Raw genomic sequence first — 24,511 nt, 5'->3', positions numbered from 1 at the left:
AACCCTAGCGCCTCACGCGGCTCTCGGGTCCCACGGTACCCGTCGCGGCTCACGCCGCGAGCAGGGTCTGCCGGTTGACCTCGAGGAGCAGGAAGCACCCCACCAGCACGATGAGGAAGCTCAGGTCGAGCGAGATGCTGCCCAGGCGCAGCGGCGGGATCACCTTGCGCAGGGCCTTGATCGGCGGGTCCGTGGTCGAGTAGACGACCTCCAGGACCACCAGCAGCGGCCCGCGAGGCTCCCACGAGCGGGCGAAGACCTGCACCCAGTCCACCACGAACCGGATCCACATCATCGCGATGAACACGAACAGGATCGCGTGCACGACCTGCCCGATGACGTTGAGTGCCAAGACGACCCGTCAGCTCTGGTTGAAGAAGCCGTTCGTGGCGATCCGCTGCTTCTCCTCGGCGGCGACCGTCACGTTGGGCGGGGACAGGAGGAAGACCTTGCTGGTGACGCGCTCGATGTCGCCCCGCGTGGCGAAGATGAGGCCCGCGGCGAAGTCGACGAGACGCTTGGCGTCGGCGTCGTCCATGTCGCCCAGGTTCATGATCACCGGGACGCCCTCGCGGTAGTTCTCCCCCACCGCGCGCGCCTCGTTGTAGGTGCGCGGGTGCAGCGTCACGATCTTCGACAGCTCGACGGCGGACGGCGCCGGGGCGGGCACCGGCGCCACCTGCACGCGGCGACGCTCGGCGAGGTCCGCGACGGGCGCGGCCTGCTGGGCGACGGGCTCGGGGGTCCGCCGACGCACGGGGCGCTCCTCGCGCACCTCCTCGCGGTCGTCGGCCCGCTCGTCGAGCTCGTCGTAGTCGTCGTACCCGGGGTCCTCGACCAGACCGAGGTACTCACCGATCTTGCGCATGGCGCCGCTCATACTGACTTCCTCAGGTGTTCTGGGTGTCGCCACGGGTGACACCGGTCGATTCGGACATTACTGGACACGAGGCCGCGCCCCGAGGACCGCGCTACCGACACGCACGTGTGTCGCTCCTGCCGCGACGGCCTCCTCGAGGTCGCCGCTCATCCCCGCGGACAGGGTCGTCGCGCCGGGATGCTGTGCCCGCACGCGGGCGGCGTGAGCGGCCAGCCGGTCGAAGGCCGCCGCCGGTTCCTCGCCGAGCGGCGCGACCGCCATCAGCCCCGCGAGGCGCAGGTGCTCCTCCCCCGCGACCCGGTCGCACAGGGCCTCCAGGCCCTCGGGCGGGCACCCCGCGCGGTGGTCGGCGCCGGGGGCGTCGAGGCTCACCTGCACGAGGCACTCCAGCGGTCCGTCCGCGTCACCGCGGTCGAGCCGCTCGGCCCGTCCGCGGGCCAGCGGACCGACGAGCTTGGGGCGGTCGAGCGACTCGACCACGTCGGCGTACGCCGCGACCGCCGCCGCCTTGTTGCTCTGGAGCCCGCCGATGAAGTGCCAGCGCAGGTCCAGCTCGGCGCACTCCGCCGCCTTCGCCTCGGCCTCCTGGTGGCGGTTCTCGCCGACGTCGCGGACACCGAGGCCGGCGAGGTCACGCACGTCGGACGCCGGGAAGAACTTGGTGACGACGACGAGGCCCACGTCCTCCGGGTCGCGACCGGCCGACGTCGCCGCGTCGGCGAGCCGGCGGTGGACCGCCGCCAGCCCCGCCGCGAGCTCCTCCCGCCGGGCGCTCACGCGACCACCTGCACGAGGCCGGCCAGCCGACCGGCGGCCGCGCCGTCGCGTCGGTGGGACCACAGGTCGTCACGCTCCATCGTGCACAGGCCCAGGTGCTCGACCTCGGTGACGCCGGCGTCGGTCAGCTGCGCCCGCACCGCGGCGCCCAGGTCGAGCGCGGGCGTGCCCCACGAGGTGGTCGCACCCGCTGCCGGGATCCGCTCGGCGAGCTCGTCCCGCATGGCGGCCGGCACCTCGTAGCAGCGCCCGCACACGTGCGGGCCGATCCAGGCGCGCACCTCACGCGCCCCCTGCGCGCGCACCGCCGCGACGGCCGCCGGCACGACACCGCTCCGGACGCCCTCCCGGCCCGCGTGGGCGGCACCGACCACGCCCGCGTCGACGTCGGCCAGCAGCACCGGCACGCAGTCGGCGACGCGGACGACGAGCGCCACCCCCGGGGTGGCGGTGACGAGCGCGTCCGCCCGCGGGGCGGGACCGTCGGGCGCGGTCTCCTCGACGCGCGCCACGTCGGCGCCGTGCACCTGGTGCATGCCCTGGACCCGGGTGGCGCCGAGGGCGCGCCGTACGGACTCGAGGTCGGCCACGACGTCCCCCACCGCTGCGGGGGGCGTGCCCGGCAGCGCCAGGTTCAGCGGGCGCGCGCCCGAGCGGGCCGAGGTGAACGCCACCTCGACCCGCTCGACACGGGTGCGTGCCACGAACACGGGGGTACCTCCGTCGACCTCGCGCACGACCTCACTTGAGGAAGTCGGGCACGTCCAGGTCGTCCTCGAAGTCGACCTGCGGCGCGGGCTGCGCCGGGCGCTGCGCACCCACGGGCACGCTGGGGCGCTCCTGCGGCTGCGGCGGGAGCGGGCGGGGCTGCTGCTGGGGCGCCGGCGAGGGCGCGTACGTCGCCTGCTGCGGCACCGGCGGAGCCTGACGCTGCTCGGCGCGGGCCGGGGCCTGCGGGGCCGCCGGGGCCGCCGGAGCCGCCTCGGTGCGCGAACGGCCGAGGGCCGCCCCCTCCTCGCGCTTCTTGGGCTGGCCGCCGTCGAACCCGGCGGCGATGACGGTCACGCGCACCTCGTCGCCCAGCGCGTCGTCGATCGTCGCGCCGAAGATGATGTTGGCCTCGGGGTGCACCGCGTCGGCGACCAGCGCGGCCGCCTCGTTGATCTCGAACAGGCCGAGGTCCGACCCGCCGGAGATCGACAGCAGCACGCCGTGCGCGCCGTCGATCGAGGCCTCGAGCAGCGGCGAGGACACGGCCATCTCGGCCGCCTCCACGGAGCGGTTGTCGCCCCGCGCCGAGCCGATGCCCATGAGGGCGGAGCCGGCGTTGGCCATCACGGACTTCACGTCGGCGAAGTCGAGGTTGATGAGGCCGGGCGTCGTGATGAGGTCGGTGATGCCGGAGACACCCTGCAGCAGCACCTGGTCGGCCTGCTTGAAGGCGTCGAGCACGCTGACGTTGCGGTCGCTGATCGAGAGCAGCCGGTCGTTGGGGATGACGATGAGGGTGTCGACCTCCTCCCGCAGCGCGGCGATGCCCTCCTCGGCCGAGCCCGCGCGACGGCGACCCTCGAACATGAACGGGCGGGTCACCACACCGATCGTCAGCGCGCCGAGCGAGCGGGCGATGCGCGCCACCACGGGCGCGCCGCCCGTGCCGGTGCCGCCGCCCTCGCCGGCGGTGACGAAGACCATGTCGGCCCCCTTGAGGACCTCCTCGATCTCGTCGGAGTGGTCCTCGGCCGCCTGCTGGCCGACGTCGGGGTTGGCGCCCGCGCCGAGGCCGCGGGTGAGCTCGCGGCCGATGTCGAGCTTCACGTCGGCGTCGCTCATGAGCAGCGCCTGGGCATCGGTGTTGATCGCGATGAACTCGACGCCCTTGAGGCCGACCTCGATCATCCGGTTGACGGCGTTGACGCCGCCGCCGCCGATGCCGACGACCTTGATCACGGCCAGGTAGTTCTGCGCAGCTGCCACGGCGGCTCGCCTCTCACGTTCTCGGGGGTGGTGGGTCGGGGATCGAGGTCTCAACCTTCACCCTCAGGCTGAGGGTTAGAGTTATGTCAACCTCGTCGTGACCACGACAGTAGGTTCTCGTCGCGTCCGGTGCGGGGAGGCACGCCGCGTGTCGTCGGCGTGGCGTGTCGTCGTCGCGCTCAGCGCGTGGTGGGACGTGCCGGCACGCTGACGTCGTACTCCTCGACGTCCAGGTCGTCCTGGGCGAGCAGCACGGCGAGCACCTCGCCCTTGGCGTCGGAGTCCTCCGCGCTCCCCCACACGACGGCCGACCCGTCGCGCAGCGTGAGGTCGATCTGGTCGACCGAGGTGACGGCGATGCTGGCGACCTGGGCGGCCGTGTCGTCCGGCATCGCCGCGACGACCCGCGCCGCCTCCACGACGGCCTCGGTGTCCGCGCCCTCGCCGAGCTCGACGAGCGGCAGGTCGGACGGGGCCTCCTCGTAGGTGCGGAAGGCGACGCCGTCGGCGTCGATGCCCTGGACGGTCGTGCCCCGCACGACCACCGCGATGGCGACCCGCTCCACGACGTCGATCCGGATCCCGTCCGGCCAGGCACGGGTCACCGTCGCGTCCCGCACCGCCGCGAGCGCCTCGACGCGGCGCTCGATCCCCGCGACGTCGACGCGCGCGAGGGGACGGCCCTCCGGGACCCGGGCGGCCGTGCGGACGTCGGCCGCCTCGAGCACGTCGGCGCCGTTGACCTCGACCTCGTCGACCGCGAGCACGGACGAGAAGAAGACGAGCCACAGGGCGGCGGCGACGATCCCGAGCACGACGACCACGCCCGCGACCCAGCGCCACGGCGACCAGCGCGCGCGGCGACGCCGCTCGAGGAAGAGCTGCCGGGTGTCGTCGTCCGCCCCCCGGGAGCGGGTGGGGGTCGGGCTCATGCGGATCCGGTGCCCCCGGAGGCCAGCCCGGCCAGCACGAGCGGACCGACGGTCGTGATGTCGCCCGCCCCCAGCGTCAGCACGAGATCACCCGGCCGTGCGCGGCGGACGAGCTCGGCGGCGACGTCGTCGAGGCGCGGCACGAACGCCACCGCGGCGGCGGGCAGCGGGACCGCCCCGGCCACGAGCGCTCCGGTCACCGCGGGATCGGCCTCCTCGCGCGCGAGGTAGACGTCGGCGACGACGACCTCGTCGGCGGCGCCGAGCGCCGCGCCCATGGCCTCGCCGAAGATCCGCGTGCGGGACACGAGGTGCGGCTGGAAGGCGACGAGGAGGCGCCCCTCGCCGGCCACGGACCGTGCGGCCTGCAGGTCGCCGACGATCTCCTGGGGGTGGTGGGCGTAGCTGTCGTAGACGCGCACGCCACCCACCTCGCCCTTGGCCTCCATGCGCCGCCGGGTGCCGGTGAACGACTCGAGCCCGGCCCGCAGCGCGTCCGCGGGGTGCCCGAGCAACAGACCGGCCGTCAGGGCGAGGGCCGCGTCGACGACGTAGTGGCGGCCGGGGATCTGCAGGGTCACGGGTCCGACGTCGGCGGCGCCGGCGTCCGCCGGCCCCGTCAGCGCGAAGGTCGAGCGCGTCCCGGCGAAGGACACGTCGTGGATCCGCCAGGCCGCCTCGGGGGACTCGCCCACGCCGACGGCATGGATCCCCCGCTCGCGCGCCGTCGCCAGGAGGGCCGCCGCACCGGCGTCGTCGGCCGACGCGACGAGCGTGCCGCCCGGCTCGATCCGGTCGAGGAACTGCTCGAACGCCGCCCGGTAGGCCTCCTCGCTCCCCCACACGTCGAGGTGGTCGGCGTCGACGTTCGTGACGACGGCGAGGTGGGGGCTGTAGACGAGGAAGGCCCCGTCGCTCTCGTCGGCCTCCGCGACGAACTCCCGCCCCGTGCCGTCGTGGGCGTTGGTGCCCAGCTGGGCGAGCTCCCCACCGACGGCGTACGACGGGTCCGCCCCCGCCGCGACCAGCGCCGTCGTCAGGAGCGACGTGGTGGTCGTCTTGCCGTGCGTGCCGGCCACGGCCACGACCCGCCGGTCGGCCATGACCGCCGCGAGCCCGGCCGAGCGGGGCAGCACGCGCAGGCCCCGCGCGTAGGCGGCCACGACCTCGGGGTTGTCCTCCCGCACCGCGGTGGAGACGACGAGGGTGTCGGCGTCGGCGACCTGCTCGGCCGCGTGGCCCACGTGGACGCGGGCTCCGGCAGCCGCGAGGGCGTCGAGGACGGGCGAGGGCGCGCCGTCGCTGCCCGAGACCGTGATCCCGCGGGCCAGCATGATCCGCGCGATCGCGGAGAGGCCCGCGCCGCCGATGCCGACGAAGTGGACGTTGCCGAGCTGCTCCGCGGGGAGGATCTGCTCCGGAACCGGGATCCTCATCGCGCGCTCCCCCGCTCCGCGGCCTCGGCGACGAGGGCCGCGAGCCGCTCGTCGGCGTCCCGCGGGATGAGGGCCGCCGCAGCCGCGCCCATCCCCGCCAGCCGCTGCGGGTCCGTCGCCAGGTCGGGCACGGTCGCGGCGATCCACTCGGCGCTCAGGGCGGCGTCGGACACCAGCAGGCCGCCTCCGGCGTCCACCACCGGGCGCGCGTTGAGCTCCTGCTCGCCGTTGCCGATCGGCAGGGGCACGAACACGGCCGGCAGGCCCACGGCCGCGGCCTCGGTCACGCTCGACGCGCCCGAGCGGCAGAGCACCAGGTCGGCGCTGGCGTAGGCGAGGTCCATCCGCTCCACGAAGTGCTCGACGACGTAGGGCACGCCCGGGACGGGCTCGGGCTCCGCCTCGCCCTTGGGGCCGACGACGTGCAGCACCTGCACGCCGGCCTCGCCGAGCGCCCGCGCCGACGCGGCGACCGCCTGGTTGAGCCGGCGAGCGCCCTGGGAGCCGCCGGTCACCAGGAGGGTCGGCAGCGACGGGTCGAGGCCGAACCTCGCGCGCGCCTCGTCGCGCAGGGCGGCCCGGTCGAGGGTGGCGATCATCTGCCGGATCGGCAGGCCGACGTACGTCGCGCCCTTCAGCGGGGTGTCGGGGAAGCTGACGGCGACACGGTCGGCGACACGGGCACCCACCTTGTTCGCGATGCCCGGCAGCGCGTTCTGCTCGTGGACGACGAGGGGCAGCTTGCGGCGCCGCGCGGCGACGTACACCGGCATCGAGACGTAGCCGCCGTAGCCGACCACCACGTCGGGCCGGAAGCGGTCGATGACGGCGCCGGCCTCGCGCACCGCCGCCCGGAGGCGACCCGGCACGCGCAGCAGCTCCATTCCCGGGCGGCGCGGCAGCGGCACCGGCGGGATGAGCGCGAGCTCGTGCCCGGCCGCGGGCACGACCCGGGTCTCCAGGCCGCGGGCGGTGCCCACGCACAGCACCTCGGTCGCGGGGTCGCGGCGCAGCAGCGCGTCGGCGGTCGCGAGCAGGGGCGAGGTGTGGCCGGCGGTTCCTCCGCCGGCGAGCAGCACGCGCATGATCGGCCTTCCTCGGTCACGGTCCGGGCGGGGCGCCGGACCTCGTCGTCGGTGTCACGGGTCGCGGGTCAGTCTCGCGGGTGCTCGCCGCGGACGGGGGCGCGCCCCCTCGCGGTCAGCGACCGCGGCGCCGCGCGGCGAGGGCCGCGGCGGCCTCCGGCTCGCGCCGGGCGAAGGAGATGAGGAGGCCGAGGGCCACGATGGACGGGACGAGCGCCGACCCGCCGTAGGACACCAGCGGCAGCGGGATGCCGATGACCGGCAGCAGCGTCAGCACCATGCCGACGTTGATCAGCGCCTGCCCGAGCAGCCAGACCACGATGCCGAAGCTCGCGTAGCGCACGAACGGGTCCGCGGTGGTCGACGCCAGCCGGATCGCCGCGACGGCGATGGTGAGGAACAGCGCGAGCACCAGCATGGTGCCGAACAGGCCCAGCTCCTCGCCCAGCACCGCGAAGATGAAGTCGGTGTGGGCCTCGGGCAGGTCGCCCCACTTCTGCTGGCTGGCCCCGATCCCCTGGCCGAACACGCCCCCCGACGAGAGCGCGAACAGGCCGTGCGCGGGCTGCCAGCCCGCGTCGTGGAAGTCCTTGAACGGGTCGAGGAAGTTGGTGATGCGCTTGACCCGCTCCGCGCTCGTCCAGGCCAGCACCAGCGCCAGCACGCCGATGCCCGCGAGCGTGATCGCGAAGTAGCGGGCCGGGAAGCCCACCACCCACAGCATCGCCAGCATGATGGCCATCACGACGAGCGCCGTGCCGAGGTCGTGCTGCAGGAGCACCAGCACCATGATCACCAGCATCACCGGCACGACCGGCACGACCATGTGCCGCAGCTGGTCGAGGCGCCGCTCCTTGTTGGCGTAGACGTCCGCCGCCCAGAGCACGAGCGTCAGCTTCGCGACCTCCGACGGCTGCACCTGCACCGGACCGAGCGCGACCCAGTTCGTGTTGCCGTTGACCGTGACACCGAGCGGCGTCTGGGTGGCCAGCAGCAGGGCGACCACCACGAAGAGGCCGGGGAACCACATGAGCCGACGCACGAGCCGGGGTGGCATCCGCGCGACGACGGCGGCCACGACGATGCCGATGACGGCCCACATGAGCTGGCGCTTCACCACGAGGTAGGAGTCGCCCGACGCCTTGAAGGCGTAGACGCTCGAGGCGCTCAGCACCATCACGAGACCGATGGTGAGCAGCAGCGCGGACGCGCCGAGGAGCAGGTAGTACGGCGTCAGGGGACGCCCGAGGGCGTTGCGGACCCCCTGGACCCAGCCCTGGACCCAGCCCGGGCCGCGACCCGGTCCGGGACGGCCACGGCCGGTCGCGGCGTCGCGGACGGAGGTGCTGCCGGTCGCGACGGGGGGCTCCTGCGTGGTGGTCACCGGTGTCCTTCCCGTCCCTCCGCGTCGAGCCGCTCCGCGAGCGGCTAGTCGAGCCCCTGCTGTCCGTCCTGTCGCTGCCCGCCCCGCCGCCGCACGGCAGCGGCGAAGGCGTCGCCGCGGGCGCCGTAGTTCGCGAACATGTCCATGGACGCGCACCCCGGAGCCAGCAGCACCGTGTCCCCCCGCTCGGCGAGCCGGGCGGCGGCGTCGACGACCACCGCCATGGGGTCGCCGACGGAGGAAGTCTCCTGCTCGTCGAGCACGATGAGCGGGACGTCGGGGGCGTGTCGCGTCAACGCGTCCACGATCACCGCCCGGTCCTGGCCGTAGACGACCGCACCCCGGAGGCGCGGCCGGGCCGACTGGACGAGCTCGTCGAACCGCGCGCCCTTGGCGAGACCGCCCGCGATCCACACCACGGGGTCGTAGGCCTGGAGGGACGACTGCGCGGCGTGGGGGTTGGTCGCCTTGGAGTCGTCGACCCAGCGCACCCCGTCGAGCACGGCGACCTCCGCGATGCGGTGGCCGTCGGGGCGGAAGGCCCGCAGGCCGTCGCGCACCGCCTGCTGCGAGACGCCGTGGGCCCGCGCCAGCGCGGCGGCGGCGAGGGCGTTGGCCACGAAGTGCGGGGCCGGGGACGCGAGGTCCGCGACGGTGCACAGCTCGGCCGCGCTCGTGCTGCGCTGCTCGACGAACGCGCGGTCGGCCAGGATGTCCTCCACCAGGCCGACCATCCCGACGCCCGGCATGCCCAGCGTGAAGCCGATCGCCCGGGCGCCCTCCACCACGTCGGCGTCGCGCACCATCTGCTCGGTGGCGGGGTCCGCGACGTTGTAGACGCAGGCGCGCTGCACGTTCTCGTAGATCCGCGCCTTGTCCGCGGCGTACGCGCTCATGTCGGCGTACCAGTCGAGGTGGTCCTCCGCGAGGTTGAGCACCGCGGCGGACTCCGCGCTCATCGACCGCGTGTAGTGCAGCTGGAAGCTGGAGAGCTCGACGGCCAGCACGTCGTAGCCGGCCGGGTCCATGACCGCCTCGACGACGGGACGACCGACGTTGCCGACCGCGGCGCTGCGCAGCCCGGCGGCGGTGAGGATGGCGTCGAGCATCTGCACGGTGGTGGTCTTGCCGTTGGTGCCCGTGACGGCGATCCACGGCGCCGGACGCTCCGGGTCGCGGAGCCGCCACGCGAGCTCCACCTCCCCCCACACCGGTACGCCGCGGGCGGCCGCCTGCGCCAGCAGGGGCGCGTCGGGGCGCCAGCCCGGCGAGGTCACGACGACGTCGACGTCGTCGGGCAGCTCGGCGGTCGTCCCGGGACCGAGGCGCACGGTGGCCCCGAGCACCTCCAGCAGCTCCGCCTTCTCGGGCCGGTCGCCCGCGGTCGACTCGTCGAGCGCGGTCACCTGGGCACCGAGGTGGTTGAGGTTGTCGGCGGCGGCGAAGCCGGACACGCCGAACCCGGCGACGACGGCGCGCACGCCCTCCCAGGAGTCGGTGCGGCCGAGGTCGGCGGGGTCGCGGCGGGCGCCGCTCACAGGTTCGCCACCCACTCGGCGTAGAAGATGCCCATGCCGGCCGCGACGAAGGTGCCCGTGATGATCCAGAACCGGATCACCACGGTGACCTGCTCCCAGCCGAGCATCTCGAAGTGGTGGTGCAGCGGGGCCATGCGGAACAACCGTCGGCCCTTCGTCGCCTTGAAGAAGCCGACCTGCAGCATCACCGAGAGCGTCTCGAGGAGGAACAGGCCGCCGAGGATCACGAGCAGCAGCTCGGTGCGGGTGAGGATCGCGAGGCCGGCGAGCGCGCCGCCGAGCGCGAGCGAGCCGGTGTCGCCCATGAAGATCCGGGCGGGCGAGGCGTTCCACCAGAGGAAGCCGAAGCAGGCGCCGGTGATGGCCGCCGCGACGATGCCGAGGTCGAGGGGGTCGCGCACCTCGTAGCAGTACTCGTTCACCTGGCCCGGCCCGCACAGCTGGTTGAACTGCCAGATGCAGACGAGGGTGTAGGCGCCGAAGACCATCGTCGACGCACCCGCGGCCAGGCCGTCGAGCCCGTCGGTGAGGTTCATGCCGTTGCTCGTGCCGGCGATGATGAACCAGATGAGCAGCACCGCGACGACGGCCGGCAGCCCGAGCCACGCGATGTCGCGCAGGAACGAGACGTGGTTGGACGCCGGGGTGCGCCCGTTGGCCGCCGACTCCAGCCACGGGGAGAGCGCCAGCGCGCCGAAGGTCAGCGCGATGACGGTCTGGCCGATCATCTTCGCCTTGCTCCGCAGGCCGAGGCTGCGCTGCTTGTAGATCTTGATGAAGTCGTCGAGGAAGCCGACCATGCCGAGCCCGACGAACAGGAAGAGCAGCAGCCAGGCCGACGCCGACGGCGGCGTCCACGTCACGAGCTTGGCGAACAGGTAGCCCAGCACCGCGGCGGCGATGATGACGATGCCGCCCATGGTCGGGGTGCCACGCTTGGTGTGGTGGGAGGTCGGTCCGTCGTCGCGGATCTCCTGCCCGTAGCCCTTCGCGGACAGCACCCGGATCGCCACCCGGGTGCCGAGCAGGGACAGCACCAGCGCGAGTCCACCCCCGAGCAGGATCGCCCTCACGTCGTCGGTCCTTCCTGTTGGTCCGGGTCGACCGCGCCCTCGGCACGGTCCCCCCCTGTCGCCAGCAGCCCCTCGGCCACCACCTCGAGCCCGCCGCCCCGCGATGCCTTGAGCAGCACCACGTCGCGAGCCGAGACATTGTGTCGCAACCAGGCGAGCGCCTCGTGCCGGGTCGGCGTGAGGTGCGCCTCGGCGCCGGCCGCCCGCGCCGCATCGGCGATCCAGCCGCCGACGCCGTCCGGCGCTCCCACCGCGACCACGAGGTCGACGCCGAGCTCACCGGCCGTGCGGCCGAGGGCCACGTGCTCGTCGTGGGACGTCTCCCCCAGCTCGAGCATCTCGCCCAGCACGGCGATGCTCCGCCCCACCGAGCGACGGTCGGCGATCGAGACCAGGGTGCGCAGCGCCGCGGCCATCGACCCGGGGTTGGCGTTGTAGGCGTCGTTGACGACGAGGAGCCCGTCCTGGCGCTCCGTGACCTCCATGCGCCAGCGCGAGCGGGGGGACGACGCGGCGAGCCCGGCCACGACGACCTCGAGCTCCACCCCCGCGCCGATCGCGAGGGCCGCCGCCGCGGCGGCGTTGGCCACCTGGTGCGCGCCCGAGGCCGCGAGGCGCAGCGGCAGCCACGTGCCCCCGTGCCCCAGCTCCACCTCGGGTCGACCGAGCTCGTCCAGCGCCAGCCCCCGCCACGCGACGCCGTCCGGGCCGGCGCCCTCGCCGAAGTGCAGCACCCGGGCCGGGGTGCGCTCCACCATCGCGGCGACACGGGCGTCGTCGGCGTTGATCACTGCCACGCCGCTGCCCGACAACGCCTCGACGATCTCGCCCTTGCCCCGGGCGATCGCGTCGACGGAGCCGAACTCGCCGAGGTGGGCCGTGCCCACGTTGAGCACCGCGGCGACGTCGGGCGGCGCGATGGTGCAGAGGTAGGCGATGTGGCCGATCCCGCGCGCGCCCATCTCCACGACGAGGTAGCGCGTCCCGGCGTCGGCGCGCAGCACGGTGAGCGGCACGCCCAGCTCGTTGTTGAAGTTGCCGGCCGTCGCGACCGTCGGGCCCACCGCGGCGAGCACCTGGCTCAGGTAATCCTTCACGCCCGTCTTGCCCTGGCTCCCCGTCATGGCCAGCACGGTCAGCTCGCCCTCGGCCCGCAACCGGTCGAGCACGACCCGGGCCAGGCGCCCCAGGGCGACGCCCGGGTCGGGCACGACGACGGCCGGCACGCCGACCTCCCGCGTGCCCAGCACGGCCGCGGCGCCACCGGCGACGGCGGCGGCCGCGTAGTCGTGGCCGTCGACCCGCTCGCCCGCGATCGCGACGAACAGCCCGCCGGCGGGGACGTCGCGGGAGTCGAGGGAGGCCGGGGCGGTGACGCGCACGTCGGCGGCCTCGGGCGGGTCGACGCGGCCGCCGGTCGCGGCGGCGATCTCGGCGAGGGTGAGCGGCAGCATCAGGGACGGTCCTCCTGCACGGTGGCCACGTCGGGGGCGCCCGGACGACCGAGCCGCTCGAGCCGCTCGAGCTCCTCGGCGGCGACCACGCGGTCGTCGAACGGGTGCACGACGCCGTGCACCTCCTGGCCGGTCTCGTGGCCCTTGCCCGCGAGCACGACGATGTCGCCGGCGCGGGCGAGCTCCACGGCGGCGCGCACGGCGAGCCGGCGGTCGCCGATCTCGCGCACGTCGGCCCGGGCGTCGGCCGGCACCTCGGCCGCGCCCGCCAGGACGGCGGCACGGATGGCCGCCGGATCCTCCGTGCGCGGGTTGTCGTCGGTGACGACGAGCACGTCGGCCAGCTCCGCGCCGATGCGCCCCATGAGCGGACGCTTGCCCGGGTCGCGGTCGCCGCCCGCACCGAGCACGAGGACGAGGCGCCCCCTGCTAAGCGGTCGCAGCGTGCCGAGGGCTGCAGCGACCGCGTCGGGCTTGTGGGCGTAGTCGACGACGACCGTGAACGGCTGCGTCGTCGGCACCCGCTCCAGGCGGCCGGGCACGCCCGCCGAGGCGGCAAGGCCCGCCGCGACCTCGGCCGGGTCCTCGCCCGCCTCGACGCACGCCGCCACCGCCGCGAGCGCGTTGGCGACGTTGAAGTCGCCGGGCAGCGGCACGGCGGTCTCCACGCGGAGCCCTCCCGGGCCCACCAGCGTGAAGCGCGACCCCTCGGGCTCGGCCACGACGTCGACCGCTCGCCAGTCGGCGTCGGGGTCCTGGAGCGCGAACGTCACGACCGGCACGCCGGCCTCCGCGGCGAGCCCGACGAGACGGCGTCCGAAGGGGTCGTCGACGTTGACGAGCACCCGGCGCGTGCGCTGGGGCGTGAAGAGGGAGGCCTTCGCGGCGAAGTAGTCCTCGACGTCGGCGTGGAAGTCGAGGTGGTCGCGCCCGAGGTTGGTGAAGACGGCGACGTCGAACACGACGCCGTCGACACGACCGAGCACCAGCGCGTGGCTCGAGACCTCCATGGCGCACACCCGCACGCCGTCCTCGACCATGCGTGCGAACAGGCCGTGCAGGTCGGGCGCCTCGGGGGTGGTGAGCACCGTCGGGACGTCCCGGCCGAGCACCCGCGTGCCGACGGTGCCGATGACCGCCGCGGGCACACCGGCTCCGGTGAGCGCCTGCTCCGCGAGCCGCGTGGTCGTGGTCTTGCCCTGCGTGCCGGTCACCGCGATCGTCGCCATCCGCGCCGCCGGGGCGCCGTGCACCGCCGCCGCCAGGGCGCCGAGCACCGCCCGCGGATGCTCGACGACGAACACGGGCACGGACGGTACGTCGACGGAGCCCTCGGCGGGCCCGGCCACCCGCGCCGCACCGTCCGCGTCGGTCAGCACGGCGACCGCACCCGCGGCGAGCGCGGCGGACGCGTAGTCGGCGCCGTGGGCGCGGGCGCCCGGGAGCGCGACGTACAGGTCGCCGGGGAGGACGCGGGCCGAGCTGAGGGTCACGCCCGTGACGGCGAGCCCGGTCGCGGCCGGGTCGTCGCCGGCGACGAGGGCGGCGCCGAGGTCGGTGGCGAGAGCGGCGAGCGGCACCGGCGCGGGGTCGCGGGGTCGGGCCGCACGGAGCGCGGCCCGGTCGTCCGACGCCGACGTGGGAGGTGTCGAGGTCATCGGAGCAGCCTAGGACGTGCTCGACCCGAGCACGGCGTCACCACTCCACGGGGAGGTCGGAGGGCGGCGTGCCGGTGGGCGCCACCGCGTAGGTCCGCAGGACGTGGGACATGATCCGGCTGAACGCCGGGCCCGCCACGGAGCCACCACCGCCGCTGGCGGGGTCGTGCACGACGACGTACACGGTGAAGCGCGGGTCGTCCGCCGGCGCGAAGCCGGCGAAGGAGACGGACGTGCCGTCGTAGCCGCCGTCGACGGCGCGCTGGGCCGTGCCCGTCTTGCCGGCGACGCGGTAGCCCTCCACGCGGGCACCCGGGGCCACTCCGGCGTCGGGGTCGACGACGCGCTCCATCATCTCGGCCGTCTCCGCGGCCGCCTCCTCGCTCACCACGCGCCGCGTCGTCGTCGTGTCAGTGCCGACCGTCTGCCCGTCCGCGGTCGTCGCCTCGCCCTCGACGAGGCTGGGCGAGACGTAGACGCCACCGTTCGCGATGGTGTTCACGGCGCTGATCATCTGCAGGGCGTTGACCGACAGCGACTGCCCGAACGCGATGCGGTCGTGCTCCATCTGCGTCCAGTCCTCGGCCGGCGGCAGGATGCCGGACGCCTCGCCCCGCACCCCCACGTTCGTCGGCTGGCCCAGCCCGAAGGCGGTCAGGTAGTCGTGCAGCTCCGCCGAGGAGAAGGCGTCGTTGGCCAGCACGGTGCCGATGTTGGACGACTTGGCGAGCACGCCCGCCAGCGTCAGCCGCAGCGTGTCGTGCTCCCAGTAGTCGCCGATCCGGCGGCCCTGGCGCTCGAGGTGGGACGGCACGGTGATCCGCGTCTCCGGCGTCACCTCGCCCGCGTCGATGAGCGCCGCCATCGTCAGCGCCTTCTCCACCGAGCCCGGCTCGTAGACGTCGCTCAGGGCGCGTGACCCGAGGTCCGCCTCGTCGGCCTCCAGGGGCTCGCTGGCGTCGTACGTCGGGTAGTCGGCCAGCGCCAGGATCTCGCCGCTGCGCGTGTCCTGCACGATCGCGACGCCGGACTCGCCGCCCGAGCCCTCGACGGTCTCGCGCAGCACCTGCTGCACGTACCACTGCACGTCGCGGTCGATCGTCAGGGTCAGGTCGGACCCGTCCGTGGGCTCCACCGTCGAGCTCTCACCACGGGGCAGCCGGTTGCCGCCGCTGACCTGGTACGTCGCGGAGCCGTCCTCGCCGGCGAGCAGGGGGTCAAAGGTGCGCTCGAGGCCGTAGAGCGCCTCGTCGGTGCCCATGAAGCCCACGAGGTTCGCGGCGACCTCGCCCGCCGGGTAGTCGCGGACGGGGTCCTGCTCCGTGTAGACGCCACCGAGGCCCTCCTCCTTGACCGCCGCGACCGCGTCGAGGGCGGTGGTGGCGGGCACGCGGCGGGCGATGTACTCGTAGCGGCTGCCGTCGGTGCGGAGCCGGTCCAGCGTGGAGAAGTAGTCGACGCCGAGGCTGTCCGCGAGGATCCGCGCGATCTCCGGGGCTTTGTCGGAGGTCAGCGACGGGTCCGCGACGACCATCAGCCCGGTGACCGACACCGCGATCGGGTCGCCGTCCCGGTCGAGGATGTCGCCCCGGGCCGCGGGCAGCGTCACCGTGCGGGTGCCCCGCTCGGCCGCCATCGCGGCGTACTGCCCCGGGTCGATGCCCTGCAGCTGCACCAGGCGCGCCGCGAAGAGCGACACGACCATCGCGATGAGCACCAGCCCGATCCGCAGCCGGAGCTGCACCGAGCCGCGGGCGCCGTTCCGTCGCAGGGTGGGGCCGGTGGGGGCGGGTCGGGGGGCCACGGGATGCTCCGTCTCGGTCGATCGGGGAAGGGACGGGTCCGGCCGGAGCCGGTGGGTGCATGTCTACTCGGCGGGCTCGGCGCTCCGCGGGAGGTCGCGAGCGTGTCGCCCCGCGGGGCTCACTGCTGGCTCACTGCCGGCTCACTGCCGGCTCACTGCTGGGCGGGCGCGTCGTCCGTCGGCAGGTCCTGCTGGCCGTCGGCGGGCGCCTGCTCCCCCGGCGTGCCCTGGGGCGTGCCCTGCGCCGGCGCGGCCGGCGGGGTGACGTCCCGGTAGATCGGCGCCGGGTCGAGCACGGCCGGCTTGACGGGCTCCGGGGGCGCCACGTCGAGCGCGTCCTCGGGGCTCGCGGGCACGCCGGGGACGGTGATGCGACCCTCGCGCAGGTCGATGACCGCCGGCGACGAGGCCGGGACCATCCCCATCGCGGTGGCCTGCTCGGCCAGGCGCTGCGGGTCGCGCAGCTCCTCGGCCTGCCGGGCGAGGGTCTGCTCCTTCGCGTCGAGCAGGTCGACCCGCGACTGCAGCTCCGCGCCGGTGAAGGCCGCCTGCTGCATCGAGGTGTTGAAGAGGAGCAGCCCGACGGTGCCGGCGAGCAGCACCGCACCGACGAGGATGACGAAGGGGACGCGCGGGGCGCGGGCCCGCACGCGGGGGACCACCTGGAGCCGGGCACGCTCGACCGCCTCCTCCGCGATGCGAGGGACGCCACGCCACCGGGGTGCGGGTGCACTGCTCATCGTCGAGCTCCTCCGTCCTGCTTGCGGTTGCGGTCACTGGTGCTGGGGTTGCTGCCGGCGGGACGGACCCGTTCGACGGCCCGGAGGCGCACGGAGGCGGCCCGGGGGTTGTGCGCGATCTCGCCCTCGTCCGCCTTCTCGGCGCCACGGGTGACGAGCCGCAGCTCGGGCTCCGACCCCTCGGGGACGAAGGGCAGGTCGGCCGGCACCTCGCTCCGGCTGCCCGCCGTGAAGGCCCGCTTCACGAGCCGGTCCTCGAGCGAGTGGTAGGACTCCACGACGACCCGCCCCCCCACGCCGATGGCCTCGAGCGAGGCCGGCAGTGCCCGGCGGAGCACCGCGAGCTCGTCGTTGACCTCCATGCGCAGGGCCTGGAAGGTGCGCTTCGCCGGGTGGCCCCCCGTGCGGCGCGCGGGCGCGGGGATGACGTCGTACAGCAGCTCGACGAGCGGTCCCGACGTCGTGAACGGCGTGCGGGCCCGCCGCTCGACGATCGCGTCGGCGATGCGGCGGGCGAACTTCTCCTCGCCGAAGTCGCGCAGCACACGGGTCAGCTCGGCTGCCTCGTAGGTGTTGAGGAGATCGGCGGCGGTGGCTCCCCGGGTGGGGTCCATCCGCATGTCGAGCGGCGCGTCCTCGCGGTAGGCGAACCCGCGGTCGCGCTCGTCGAGCTGCAGCGAGGAGACGCCGAGGTCGAACAGGACGGCGCCCGCGCCGCCGACCGACGGGCGGCCGAGGTCGGCCAGCACGTCGGGGATCTCGTCGTAGACCGCGTGCACGCCCGTGAACCGCTCCCCGAAGGGGGCGAGCCGACGTCCCGCTCGGGCGAGGGCCTCGGGGTCCCGGTCGATGCCGACCACGTGGGCGGTGGGGATGCGCTGCAGGACGGCCTCGCTGTGGCCCCCCATGCCGAGCGTGCAGTCGACGAGCACGGCACCGGCGGTCGCGAGGGCCGGCTCGAGGAGCGCGACGACCCGGTCGAGCAGGACCGGGACGTGGGCGTGGGACTGCTCGTCGGCGCTCACGGCTGCAGCCCCGCCGTCAGGAGCGCGAGCACGACGACGAGGGCGGCGGACACGGCGACCGAGAAGGCCATGCGGCCCAGCGCGTCGCGGGCGAGGTCGCGGACCCGCGGCAGCGGCGCCTCGCCACCTGCCGCTCCGTCGACCCTGACCTCGGCCATGGAAGTGATCCCTCGCTGCTCGACCCCGCACCTGCCCACCGGCCGGCCCGTCGGCCGGCTCTCCCCGACGGCGCCCGCCGGGGAACGAGAACGACGTACGACCAGGTCCCTGCCCGCCTCCTGGGGAAGTGCGCGTCTGGAACCGGGGAAGTGACCCCAGACGCGCGTAGGAGGCGGGCCCGAGACCTCGCCGTACGTCGCTGTTGAGTTGCTGCTGTCCTGCTGTCCTGCCGTCCTGCTCCGGTGGCGAGCCCCGCTCAGACGCCCGGGAAGACCTCGTCGCTGAGCGCCGAGTACCGAGGCTCCTGCTCCTCGGTGTACGCCGCCCACCGCTCGGGGTTCCAGACCTCCAACCGGTTCATCGCACCCACCACCACCACCTCGCGCTCGAGCGAGGCGTAACGCCGCAGGATCGGCGGGATCGTGATCCGGCCCTGCTTGTCGGGGACCTCGTCGGACGCGGCGGCGAAGAGCATGCGGACGAAGTCGCGCGCTCCCTTGTCGGTGAGCGACGCGTCCTGGATCCGCTCCGTGAGCCGTTGAAAACCCGCGGCGGACCAGATCGACAGGGCGTTCTCCTGCCCCCTGGTCACCACGAGGCCGTCCTTCATCGCCTCCCGGAACTTCGCCGGCAGGAAGATCCGCCCCTTGTCGTCGAGCTTGGGCGTGAAAGTGCCGAAGAACATCGGTCACCTCCACCTCGACGGGCGCGGACACCTCCTGCCCCCTGCGCTCCACATTACTCCACAATCCTCCCCCGTCAACCACCATGCTCCACCAAAGGGGTCCTTTCACTCCCCCGACCCCCCCGTGCGGGCCGCTCCGGCCCGATCTCGTTCGACCGCCGCCGGGGAGCCGTGGGGAGCGCCAGGCCGCTCAACCACGCGGTACGGCGCGGTGGCGGCGCCCCTCCGCGCCGTGTTCCGGGGCCTGGGTGGAGCGGGGTGGAGCGTGGGTGGAGCACGGGGAGCACCGGTGGGGCGTCGGGGAGGGTCCGCTGCTCCCCTGCGCCCAGGTGGAGGACCGTGGTGGAGGAGCGAAGGTTGACGCCACGCGTGGGGGGAACGGTGTCCGCGGCTCCACCGATGTGCCTACGGTGGTACCGGGCGCGGCCGCCGTGGGCCGCCCGCACGAGAACGAGGTCCCCACGCTGATGACGAGCACCGAGCCGACGCCCGCCTCGCCCCACCCGGCCCCGCCCGCTCCTGCCGACCTGCAGACGCTCACCCGCACGACGACACGGTTGCGCCGCAACATCGAGAGGGTGATCGAGGGCAAGAGCGACGTGGTGCGCTCGGCCGTCGTGGTGATGCTGGCCGAGGGACACCTCCTCCTCGAGGACGTGCCCGGCGTGGGCAAGACGATGCTGAGCAAGGCGCTGGCCCGGAGCATCGACTGCACCGTGCGGCGCATCCAGTTCACGCCGGACCTGCTGCCCTCCGACGTCACCGGCGTCTCGGTGTTCAACCAGCAGACCCGGGAGTTCGAGTTCCGCCCCGGCGGCGTCTTCGCCAACGTCGTCATCGGCGACGAGATCAACCGCGCCTCGCCCAAGACGCAGTCCGCGCTGCTCGAGTGCATGGAGGAGCGGCAGGTGACGGTCGACGGCACGTCCTACGAGCTCGACAGCCCGTTCCTCGTGGTGGCGACCCAGAACCCCGTGGAGATGGAGGGCACCTACGCCCTGCCCGAGGCGCAGCGCGACCGCTTCATGATGCGCGTCTCGATGGGCTACCCCGTCGAGGCCGCCGAGGTGCAGATGCTCGCCCACCACGCGGGCCGCGACCCGCTCGGCGACCTCGAGCCGGTGACCGACGCCAGCGAGATCCGCAAGCTGGTCTCCATCGTCGCGCAGACGTACGTCGCGGAGCAGGTCCAGCGCTATGCCGTCGCCATCGTCCGCGCCACCCGCACGTCCCCCGAGCTCCTGCTCGGCGCCTCGCCGCGGGCCACGCTCCACCTCGTGCGCGCGGCGAAGGCGACCGCGGCGATGAACGGGCGGGAGTTCGTGGTGCCCGACGACGTCCTCGCCCTCGCGGTGCCGGTCCTCGCGCACCGTGTCGTCGTGCGGTCCGACACCCTCGGCGCCCCGCGCTCGGCCGCCGACGTCGTCGGACGCCTGGCCGCCTCCGTCCCCGCGCCGGGCGGGCCCCTGCCCCGGTGAGCGACCGACGACGTGCGCGGCGGGGGCTGGGTGGCCTGACGGTGCGGGGGCGCGCCTTCGTGGCCGCCGGCGCCACGGCCGTCGTCTGCGCCGTCGTCCTCGGCCAGGCCACGCTGGCCAGTGCCGGGGTGCTCGCGGTCGCCCTCCCCCTGGTCAGCCTGGTCGCGACCCGCGCGAGCCGGTTCGAGGTGCACCTGCGCCGCGGGCTGTCCCCCACCCACGTCGAGGTCGGCGGCACGAGCACGGTCCACCTCGGGCTCGCCGTCACGGGCCGCGTCCCGCGCGGCACCCTCCTCCTCGAGGACCAGCTGCCGTACGTGCTCGGCGCTCGGCCCCGGATGGTGGTGCGGGGGGTGCGCGGCGCGTGGACGGGCGACGTCTCCTACCCGGTGCGCGCCGAGGTGCGGGGCCGGTACGAGACGGGGCCCCTCGTCGTCCGGGTCCGCGACCTGTTCGGCACCGTCGAGCTCGTGCGCGAGTTCCACCACACCGGCGCCCTCATCGTGCGCCCGCAGACCCACGCGCTCCCCCGCGGCACCCTCGGCGAGGGCTCCGGCACCACCGGCGACGAGCAGCTGCGTGCCGCCGCCGTCGGCAGCGCGGAGGACTCCTCGGTGCGCGACTACCGGATCGGCGACGACCTCCGGCGCGTGCACTGGCGCACGACGGCGCGGACGGGAGAGCTCATGGTGCGCCGCGAGGAGGAACGGCGCGAGACCCACGCCGTGGTGCTCCTCGACAACCGGGCGTCGTCGCACGAGGGCGTCGGCCACGGCTCGTCGTTCGAGGCCGCCGTCGTGCTCGCCGCCTCCCTGTGCGCCCACCTCGCCCGGCTGGGCAACGTCGTCCACCTCCAGGACGCGGGCGGGCTGCTCGTCACCGCACCGGCCGGGCCGACCGGGGCCACGCGCACGCTCGACGCGCTCGCCGTCATCGGCCTCGCCGACCGCACCGACCTCGCGCCGGTCGGCCCGCGCGGCGGTGCCGGGCGGCGCGACGTCCACGTCGCGCTCCTCGGCCGGCTGTCGCCGGCGGACGACGCGGCCCTAAGCGCGGCGCGTGCCCGGGCCGTCGCCGCGCACGCCGTCGTCCTCGACGTCGCACGCTGGCACCCCGACCACCGCCGCCCGCCGTCCCCGTCCGCGACGGCCGCCGCACCGCCACGGGAGGTCCTCCACCTGGCCGCGCGGGGCTGGAACGCCGTCGCGGTCAGGCCCGAGGACACGGTGACGGGGGTGTGGTCGGCACTGACGACCGCGCGCCGTCCCGCGGGAGCGGTCCGGTGAGCCCCGGCCCCGAGCGGTTCGTGCGGCAGCTGCTCCTCGGCCTGCTGGCCGCAGCCGCCACGATCGTCACGCTCCAGTCCTGGCGCGGCTTCACCGTGCGTCCGGACGACCTGGTCGGTCCCGCCCTCGTCGCCGGGGCGGCCCTGCTCGCGACGGGCACCGCCCTGCGCCTCCTGCCGCTCCCGGCGGTCGTCGTCGCCTCCCTCCAGCTCCTCGTCGCGGGGGTGCTCGTCGTCGTCCTCGTCGGCGAGTCCTTCCCGTCGCTCGGCGGGGCCGAGCAGACCCTCGACCGCATCCGGGCCGCCCTCGAGGTCGCGCAGGTGCAGCCGCCCCCCGTGCCCCTCGACGGCGGCGGCATCCGCGCGCTCCTCGTCGTGGGCGCCGTGCTCTTCCTGTGGATCGCCGACACCGTGGCCGCGACCTTCCGGGTGGGCCCGGCGCTCGGCCTCCCCCTGCTGGCCGCCTTCAGCCTGCCGGTCACGATCCTGCGCACCGGGGCGCCCTGGTGGATCTTCGCCGCCGCGGCGCTGCTGTACGTCGCCGTGCTCGCCCTCCACGAGGCCGACGACCTGGGTCGGTGGGGCCGCCGCGTCGTCGCGCGCCGGGCGGGAGGCCCGCACGGGACCGCGGCGACGGTGTCCGGGCCTCCCGTGGCCGGGACCGCCGTCGCGGTGACCGCCGTCGCCCTGGCCCTCGCCGCGCCGCTCGCCGTCCCGGTGCTCGACCTGGGCCTCCTCGACCGCGCGGGGTTCGGGGGCGGCGCGGGCTCCGCCGTGGTCCTGCGCGAGCCCACGGCCGACCTCCAGGGCGACCTCACCCGCGGCGACGACGTGGAGCTCCTCGAGATCACCACCGACGACCCCGGGGCGGCCGCCCCGACGTACCTCCGCATCGGCGGCCTCAACGACTTCGACGCCGACGAGCAGCAGTGGCGCCCGGGGGGCGGTGACGATCGCGCTCTCGACGAGGCCCGCCTGCAGCTCCCCGAGGGGGCCAGGAACGGCGACCCGCGGGTGACGTGGAACATCCGCGCCACCGACGCCTTCAGCTCGTCCTGGCTGCCCACGCCGAGCAACCTGACGGACATCTACGCCGACTCCGGCTGGCGCTACCGCCCGGCCGGCGACGACTTCACGCGCGACGACGGCCGCACCACGGCGGGCCAGAGCTGGGAGACCACCGAGGTCCTGCCCTCGTTCACCCGCGAGGACCTCGACGCCGCCGGACAGGACTACCCGGCGGACGTCGACCGCTTCCTCGACGTGCCGGACGTCGACCCCCGCATCGCCGAGCTGGCCCGCACGATCGTCGCCGGCGCGACCACACCGGCCGACCAGGCCGCCGAGCTCCAGGCGTTCTTCCGCGACCGCGACGAGTTCCGCTACGACCTCCAGGCGTCGTCCACGTCCGACGACTCGCTCACCGAGTTCCTGTTCGACACCCGCACCGGCTACTGCCAGCACTTCGCCTCGGCCATGGCCGTGATGGCCCGCGAGCTGGGGATCCCGGCCCGCGTCGCCGTCGGCTTCCTCACGCCGGAGTTCATCTCCCCGGGGCGCTGGGAGCTCAGCGCCCACGACCTGCACGCCTGGCCCGAGCTCTACTTCCCGGGCGTGGGCTGGGTGCGCTACGAGCCGACCCCCGGTCAGCGGGCCAGCGCGACGCCGGACTACTCCGCGCCGGATCCCAGCGGCCCCGGAGCCACCTCCGGGACGGACCAGCCGACCCCCACCTCCCGCCCGACGACCGACACGCCCACCACCGGCCCGACCAGTGCGCCCCCGAGCAGCAGCGCGCCGGCCGACGGCGGGAGCGGCGCCGACGGCGCGCGGGACGGTTCCCCCGGGGTCGAGCCCGCGGTCGTCCTCGCCGCGGCGGGCGGCGCCCTGGGCGTGGTCGCCCTGCTCGTCCTCCTCCTGGCCCCGCGCCGGATCCGCGACCGGCAGCGGCTGCGCCGACGGGACCGTGGCGTCGAGGGCGCCTGGGACGAGCTCCGCGCGACCCTGATCGACCACCGCGTGCCGTGGCCGGAGGACCGCTCCCCCGCCGACACCGCCCGGACCCTCGTCGAGGACTGGGAGGCCGAGGTCGCGCGCCGGGCGGAGACGGGAGCGGTGCCGACCGGGATCGACGGCACCGCGCTCGCGCCCCTGGAGCGGCTCGTGACCCGCCTCGAGCTGACGCGCTACGCCCCGCCCTCGGGCGGTGCGGGCGCAGACACCGAGGGCGACGAGGCGTGGAACGACGCCCGGACGTTCGCGGAGGCACGGACCGCCGATCGCGGAGGTGCGCGCCGCGCCCGCTGGCTGCCGGCGTCCGTCGTCGACGGCGCACGGGACCGGCGACGCACCGGCGACACCCGGCCCGCCCCCGACACGTCCGCGACGACGGCACCCGAGGTGGCCGGCGGCTCCGACGAGGAGGAGCTGGCGCGGCGCTGACCCCCCCGGTCGTGGTGCCAGGCCTGCGGTTTTCGCAGGTCTCCCACCACGACCCGGTGAGGTGGGTGAGGCGGGTGGGGGCCACACGCGGAACGCCCCCGGTCTCAGGACCGGGGGCGTTCGGGGGTCGAGATCAGGCGACGCGGCCGAGAAGGCTCAGTAGCCGCCCTCGCGCCGGCGGCGCCAGCGCTGCTCCATGCGCTCCATGAAGGAGCCGGAGCCGCGCGGGGAGCGCTGGCGGCGCGGGCGACGGCCGCCGTCGATGACGGTGAGGCCCTGGCTGCCCTGCAGCGCCTGCTCCGGGGTGTCGGGCACGGCGTGCCGCGCGCGCAGCGCCGTGAGACCGAAGACGGCCGCCCCCAGCATGACGAGGAAGCCGACGATGCCGACGATCTCCTGGCGGGCGACGACGCCCGTCATCAGGAGCGCGATGCCGGCGACGAACCCGGTCGACGACAGGATGATCCGGCGGCGGACGCTGCCGGCCATGCGCGAGCCCCGCAGGGTCGACGCGAACTTCGGATCCTCGGCCAGGAGGGCGCGCTCCATCTGCTCGAGCATCCGCAGCTCTTCCTCGGAGAGCGGCACGTTTCCTCCCATGGCTGTCGACCACGACGCCGGACGTCCTTCTGCTGCACCGGCCCTGCCGAGAGCCCTCGACGACGACCGGTGACACCTACCCCAGATTCTAGGCAGGCG

General features: G+C 74.9%; 22 protein-coding genes. 3 read left to right on the top strand and 19 right to left on the bottom strand.

The features are described 5' to 3' along the window. Nucleotides 1–49: 49 nt before the first annotated feature. The 18 genes from PIR53_04490 to mraZ all read right to left on the bottom strand — a co-directional run bounded on the left by PIR53_04490 (nucleotide 50) and on the right by mraZ (nucleotide 18,607). Nucleotides 50–352 (bottom strand): YggT family protein, encoded by a 303-nt coding sequence (locus tag PIR53_04490; GenBank protein ID WZH53256.1) that lies wholly within the window; start codon nucleotides 350–352, stop codon nucleotides 50–52. A gap of 9 nt (nucleotides 353–361) precedes the next feature. Beyond that, nucleotides 362–880 (bottom strand): cell division protein SepF, encoded by a 519-nt coding sequence (gene sepF, locus PIR53_04485; protein ID WZH53255.1) that lies wholly within the window; start codon nucleotides 878–880, stop codon nucleotides 362–364. Nucleotides 881–937: 57 nt separating this feature from the next. Further along, nucleotides 938–1,657, bottom strand: coding sequence for a YggS family pyridoxal phosphate-dependent enzyme (locus tag PIR53_04480; protein ID WZH53254.1), 720 nt, complete (start codon nucleotides 1,655–1,657; stop codon nucleotides 938–940). Then, entirely contained in the window at nucleotides 1,654–2,361 is a 708-nt protein-coding gene (locus tag PIR53_04475) for a polyphenol oxidase family protein (protein ID WZH53253.1), read from the bottom strand. The genes PIR53_04480 and PIR53_04475 overlap by 4 nt, the downstream gene beginning before the upstream one ends. A 37-nt stretch (nucleotides 2,362–2,398) precedes the next feature. Further along, complete coding sequence (ftsZ, locus tag PIR53_04470; GenBank protein ID WZH53252.1) at nucleotides 2,399–3,634, bottom strand: cell division protein FtsZ; 1,236 nt, start codon at nucleotides 3,632–3,634, stop codon at nucleotides 2,399–2,401. A gap of 179 nt (nucleotides 3,635–3,813) precedes the next feature. Further along, on the bottom strand, nucleotides 3,814–4,566 hold the full coding sequence (locus PIR53_04465; protein WZH53251.1) for an FtsQ-type POTRA domain-containing protein: 753 nt from the start codon (nucleotides 4,564–4,566) through the stop codon (nucleotides 3,814–3,816). Beyond that, nucleotides 4,563–6,002, bottom strand: a complete 1,440-nt coding sequence (murC, locus tag PIR53_04460; GenBank protein WZH53250.1) for a UDP-N-acetylmuramate--L-alanine ligase — start codon at nucleotides 6,000–6,002, stop codon at nucleotides 4,563–4,565. The genes PIR53_04465 and murC overlap by 4 nt, the downstream gene beginning before the upstream one ends. Next, on the bottom strand, nucleotides 5,999–7,087 hold the full coding sequence (gene murG / locus PIR53_04455) for an undecaprenyldiphospho-muramoylpentapeptide beta-N-acetylglucosaminyltransferase (protein ID WZH53249.1): 1,089 nt from the start codon (nucleotides 7,085–7,087) through the stop codon (nucleotides 5,999–6,001). The genes murC and murG overlap by 4 nt, the downstream gene beginning before the upstream one ends. A 115-nt stretch (nucleotides 7,088–7,202) precedes the next feature. Then, complete coding sequence (ftsW, locus tag PIR53_04450; protein WZH53248.1) at nucleotides 7,203–8,471, bottom strand: putative lipid II flippase FtsW; 1,269 nt, start codon at nucleotides 8,469–8,471, stop codon at nucleotides 7,203–7,205. A gap of 44 nt (nucleotides 8,472–8,515) precedes the next feature. Then, the gene (murD, locus tag PIR53_04445; GenBank protein ID WZH53247.1) at nucleotides 8,516–10,009 is read right to left on the bottom strand and encodes a UDP-N-acetylmuramoyl-L-alanine--D-glutamate ligase; all 1,494 of its coding nucleotides are present in this window, start codon (nucleotides 10,007–10,009) and stop codon (nucleotides 8,516–8,518) included. Then, nucleotides 10,006–11,082 (bottom strand): phospho-N-acetylmuramoyl-pentapeptide-transferase, encoded by a 1,077-nt coding sequence (gene mraY / locus PIR53_04440; protein WZH53246.1) that lies wholly within the window; start codon nucleotides 11,080–11,082, stop codon nucleotides 10,006–10,008. Before mraY ends, murD begins: the two co-directional genes overlap by 4 nt. After that, on the bottom strand, nucleotides 11,079–12,536 hold the full coding sequence (locus PIR53_04435) for a UDP-N-acetylmuramoyl-tripeptide--D-alanyl-D-alanine ligase (GenBank protein WZH53245.1): 1,458 nt from the start codon (nucleotides 12,534–12,536) through the stop codon (nucleotides 11,079–11,081). Before PIR53_04435 ends, mraY begins: the two co-directional genes overlap by 4 nt. Further along, nucleotides 12,536–14,194, bottom strand: a complete 1,659-nt coding sequence (locus tag PIR53_04430) for a UDP-N-acetylmuramoyl-L-alanyl-D-glutamate--2,6-diaminopimelate ligase (protein WZH53244.1) — start codon at nucleotides 14,192–14,194, stop codon at nucleotides 12,536–12,538. The genes PIR53_04435 and PIR53_04430 overlap by 1 nt, the downstream gene beginning before the upstream one ends. Before the next feature lie 37 nt (nucleotides 14,195–14,231). After that, on the bottom strand, nucleotides 14,232–15,998 hold the full coding sequence (locus PIR53_04425) for a penicillin-binding protein 2 (GenBank protein ID WZH53243.1): 1,767 nt from the start codon (nucleotides 15,996–15,998) through the stop codon (nucleotides 14,232–14,234). Nucleotides 15,999–16,150: 152 nt separating this feature from the next. After that, nucleotides 16,151–16,738 (bottom strand): hypothetical protein, encoded by a 588-nt coding sequence (locus PIR53_04420; GenBank protein ID WZH53242.1) that lies wholly within the window; start codon nucleotides 16,736–16,738, stop codon nucleotides 16,151–16,153. Further along, entirely contained in the window at nucleotides 16,735–17,763 is a 1,029-nt protein-coding gene (gene rsmH, locus PIR53_04415; GenBank protein WZH53241.1) for a 16S rRNA (cytosine(1402)-N(4))-methyltransferase RsmH, read from the bottom strand. Before rsmH ends, PIR53_04420 begins: the two co-directional genes overlap by 4 nt. Then, the gene (locus tag PIR53_04410; protein ID WZH53240.1) at nucleotides 17,760–17,921 is read right to left on the bottom strand and encodes a hypothetical protein; all 162 of its coding nucleotides are present in this window, start codon (nucleotides 17,919–17,921) and stop codon (nucleotides 17,760–17,762) included. The genes rsmH and PIR53_04410 overlap by 4 nt, the downstream gene beginning before the upstream one ends. Nucleotides 17,922–18,178: 257 nt before the next feature. Next, nucleotides 18,179–18,607, bottom strand: a complete 429-nt coding sequence (gene mraZ, locus PIR53_04405) for a division/cell wall cluster transcriptional repressor MraZ (protein ID WZH53239.1) — start codon at nucleotides 18,605–18,607, stop codon at nucleotides 18,179–18,181. A 467-nt stretch (nucleotides 18,608–19,074) separates the two neighbouring features. On the opposite strand from mraZ, the gene PIR53_04400 reads away from it, so the two are divergent. Genes PIR53_04400 through PIR53_04390 form a run of 3 tightly spaced genes read left to right on the top strand, consistent with a single transcriptional unit; the run spans nucleotide 19,075 to nucleotide 23,812 of the window. Then, on the top strand, nucleotides 19,075–20,085 hold the full coding sequence (locus tag PIR53_04400; GenBank protein WZH53238.1) for an AAA family ATPase: 1,011 nt from the start codon (nucleotides 19,075–19,077) through the stop codon (nucleotides 20,083–20,085). Continuing rightward, nucleotides 20,082–21,371: a DUF58 domain-containing protein gene (locus tag PIR53_04395; protein ID WZH53237.1), complete on the top strand. Its 1,290-nt coding sequence runs from the start codon at nucleotides 20,082–20,084 to the stop codon at nucleotides 21,369–21,371. Before PIR53_04400 ends, PIR53_04395 begins: the two co-directional genes overlap by 4 nt. After that, complete coding sequence (locus PIR53_04390) at nucleotides 21,368–23,812, top strand: DUF3488 and transglutaminase-like domain-containing protein (GenBank protein ID WZH53236.1); 2,445 nt, start codon at nucleotides 21,368–21,370, stop codon at nucleotides 23,810–23,812. The genes PIR53_04395 and PIR53_04390 overlap by 4 nt, the downstream gene beginning before the upstream one ends. Before the next feature lie 156 nt (nucleotides 23,813–23,968). Here PIR53_04390 and PIR53_04385 read toward each other — a convergent pair whose 3' ends face one another. After that, nucleotides 23,969–24,400: a DUF3040 domain-containing protein gene (locus PIR53_04385; protein WZH53235.1), complete on the bottom strand. Its 432-nt coding sequence runs from the start codon at nucleotides 24,398–24,400 to the stop codon at nucleotides 23,969–23,971. Between the last annotated feature and the right edge of the window lie 111 nt (nucleotides 24,401–24,511).

The sequence above is a fragment of the Nocardioides alkalitolerans genome, assembly GCA_038184435.1.
In the GTDB taxonomy this organism is placed as follows: domain Bacteria; phylum Actinomycetota; class Actinomycetes; order Propionibacteriales; family Nocardioidaceae; genus Nocardioides; species Nocardioides alkalitolerans_A.
This window is presented reverse-complemented; position numbering and strand designations above follow the sequence as displayed.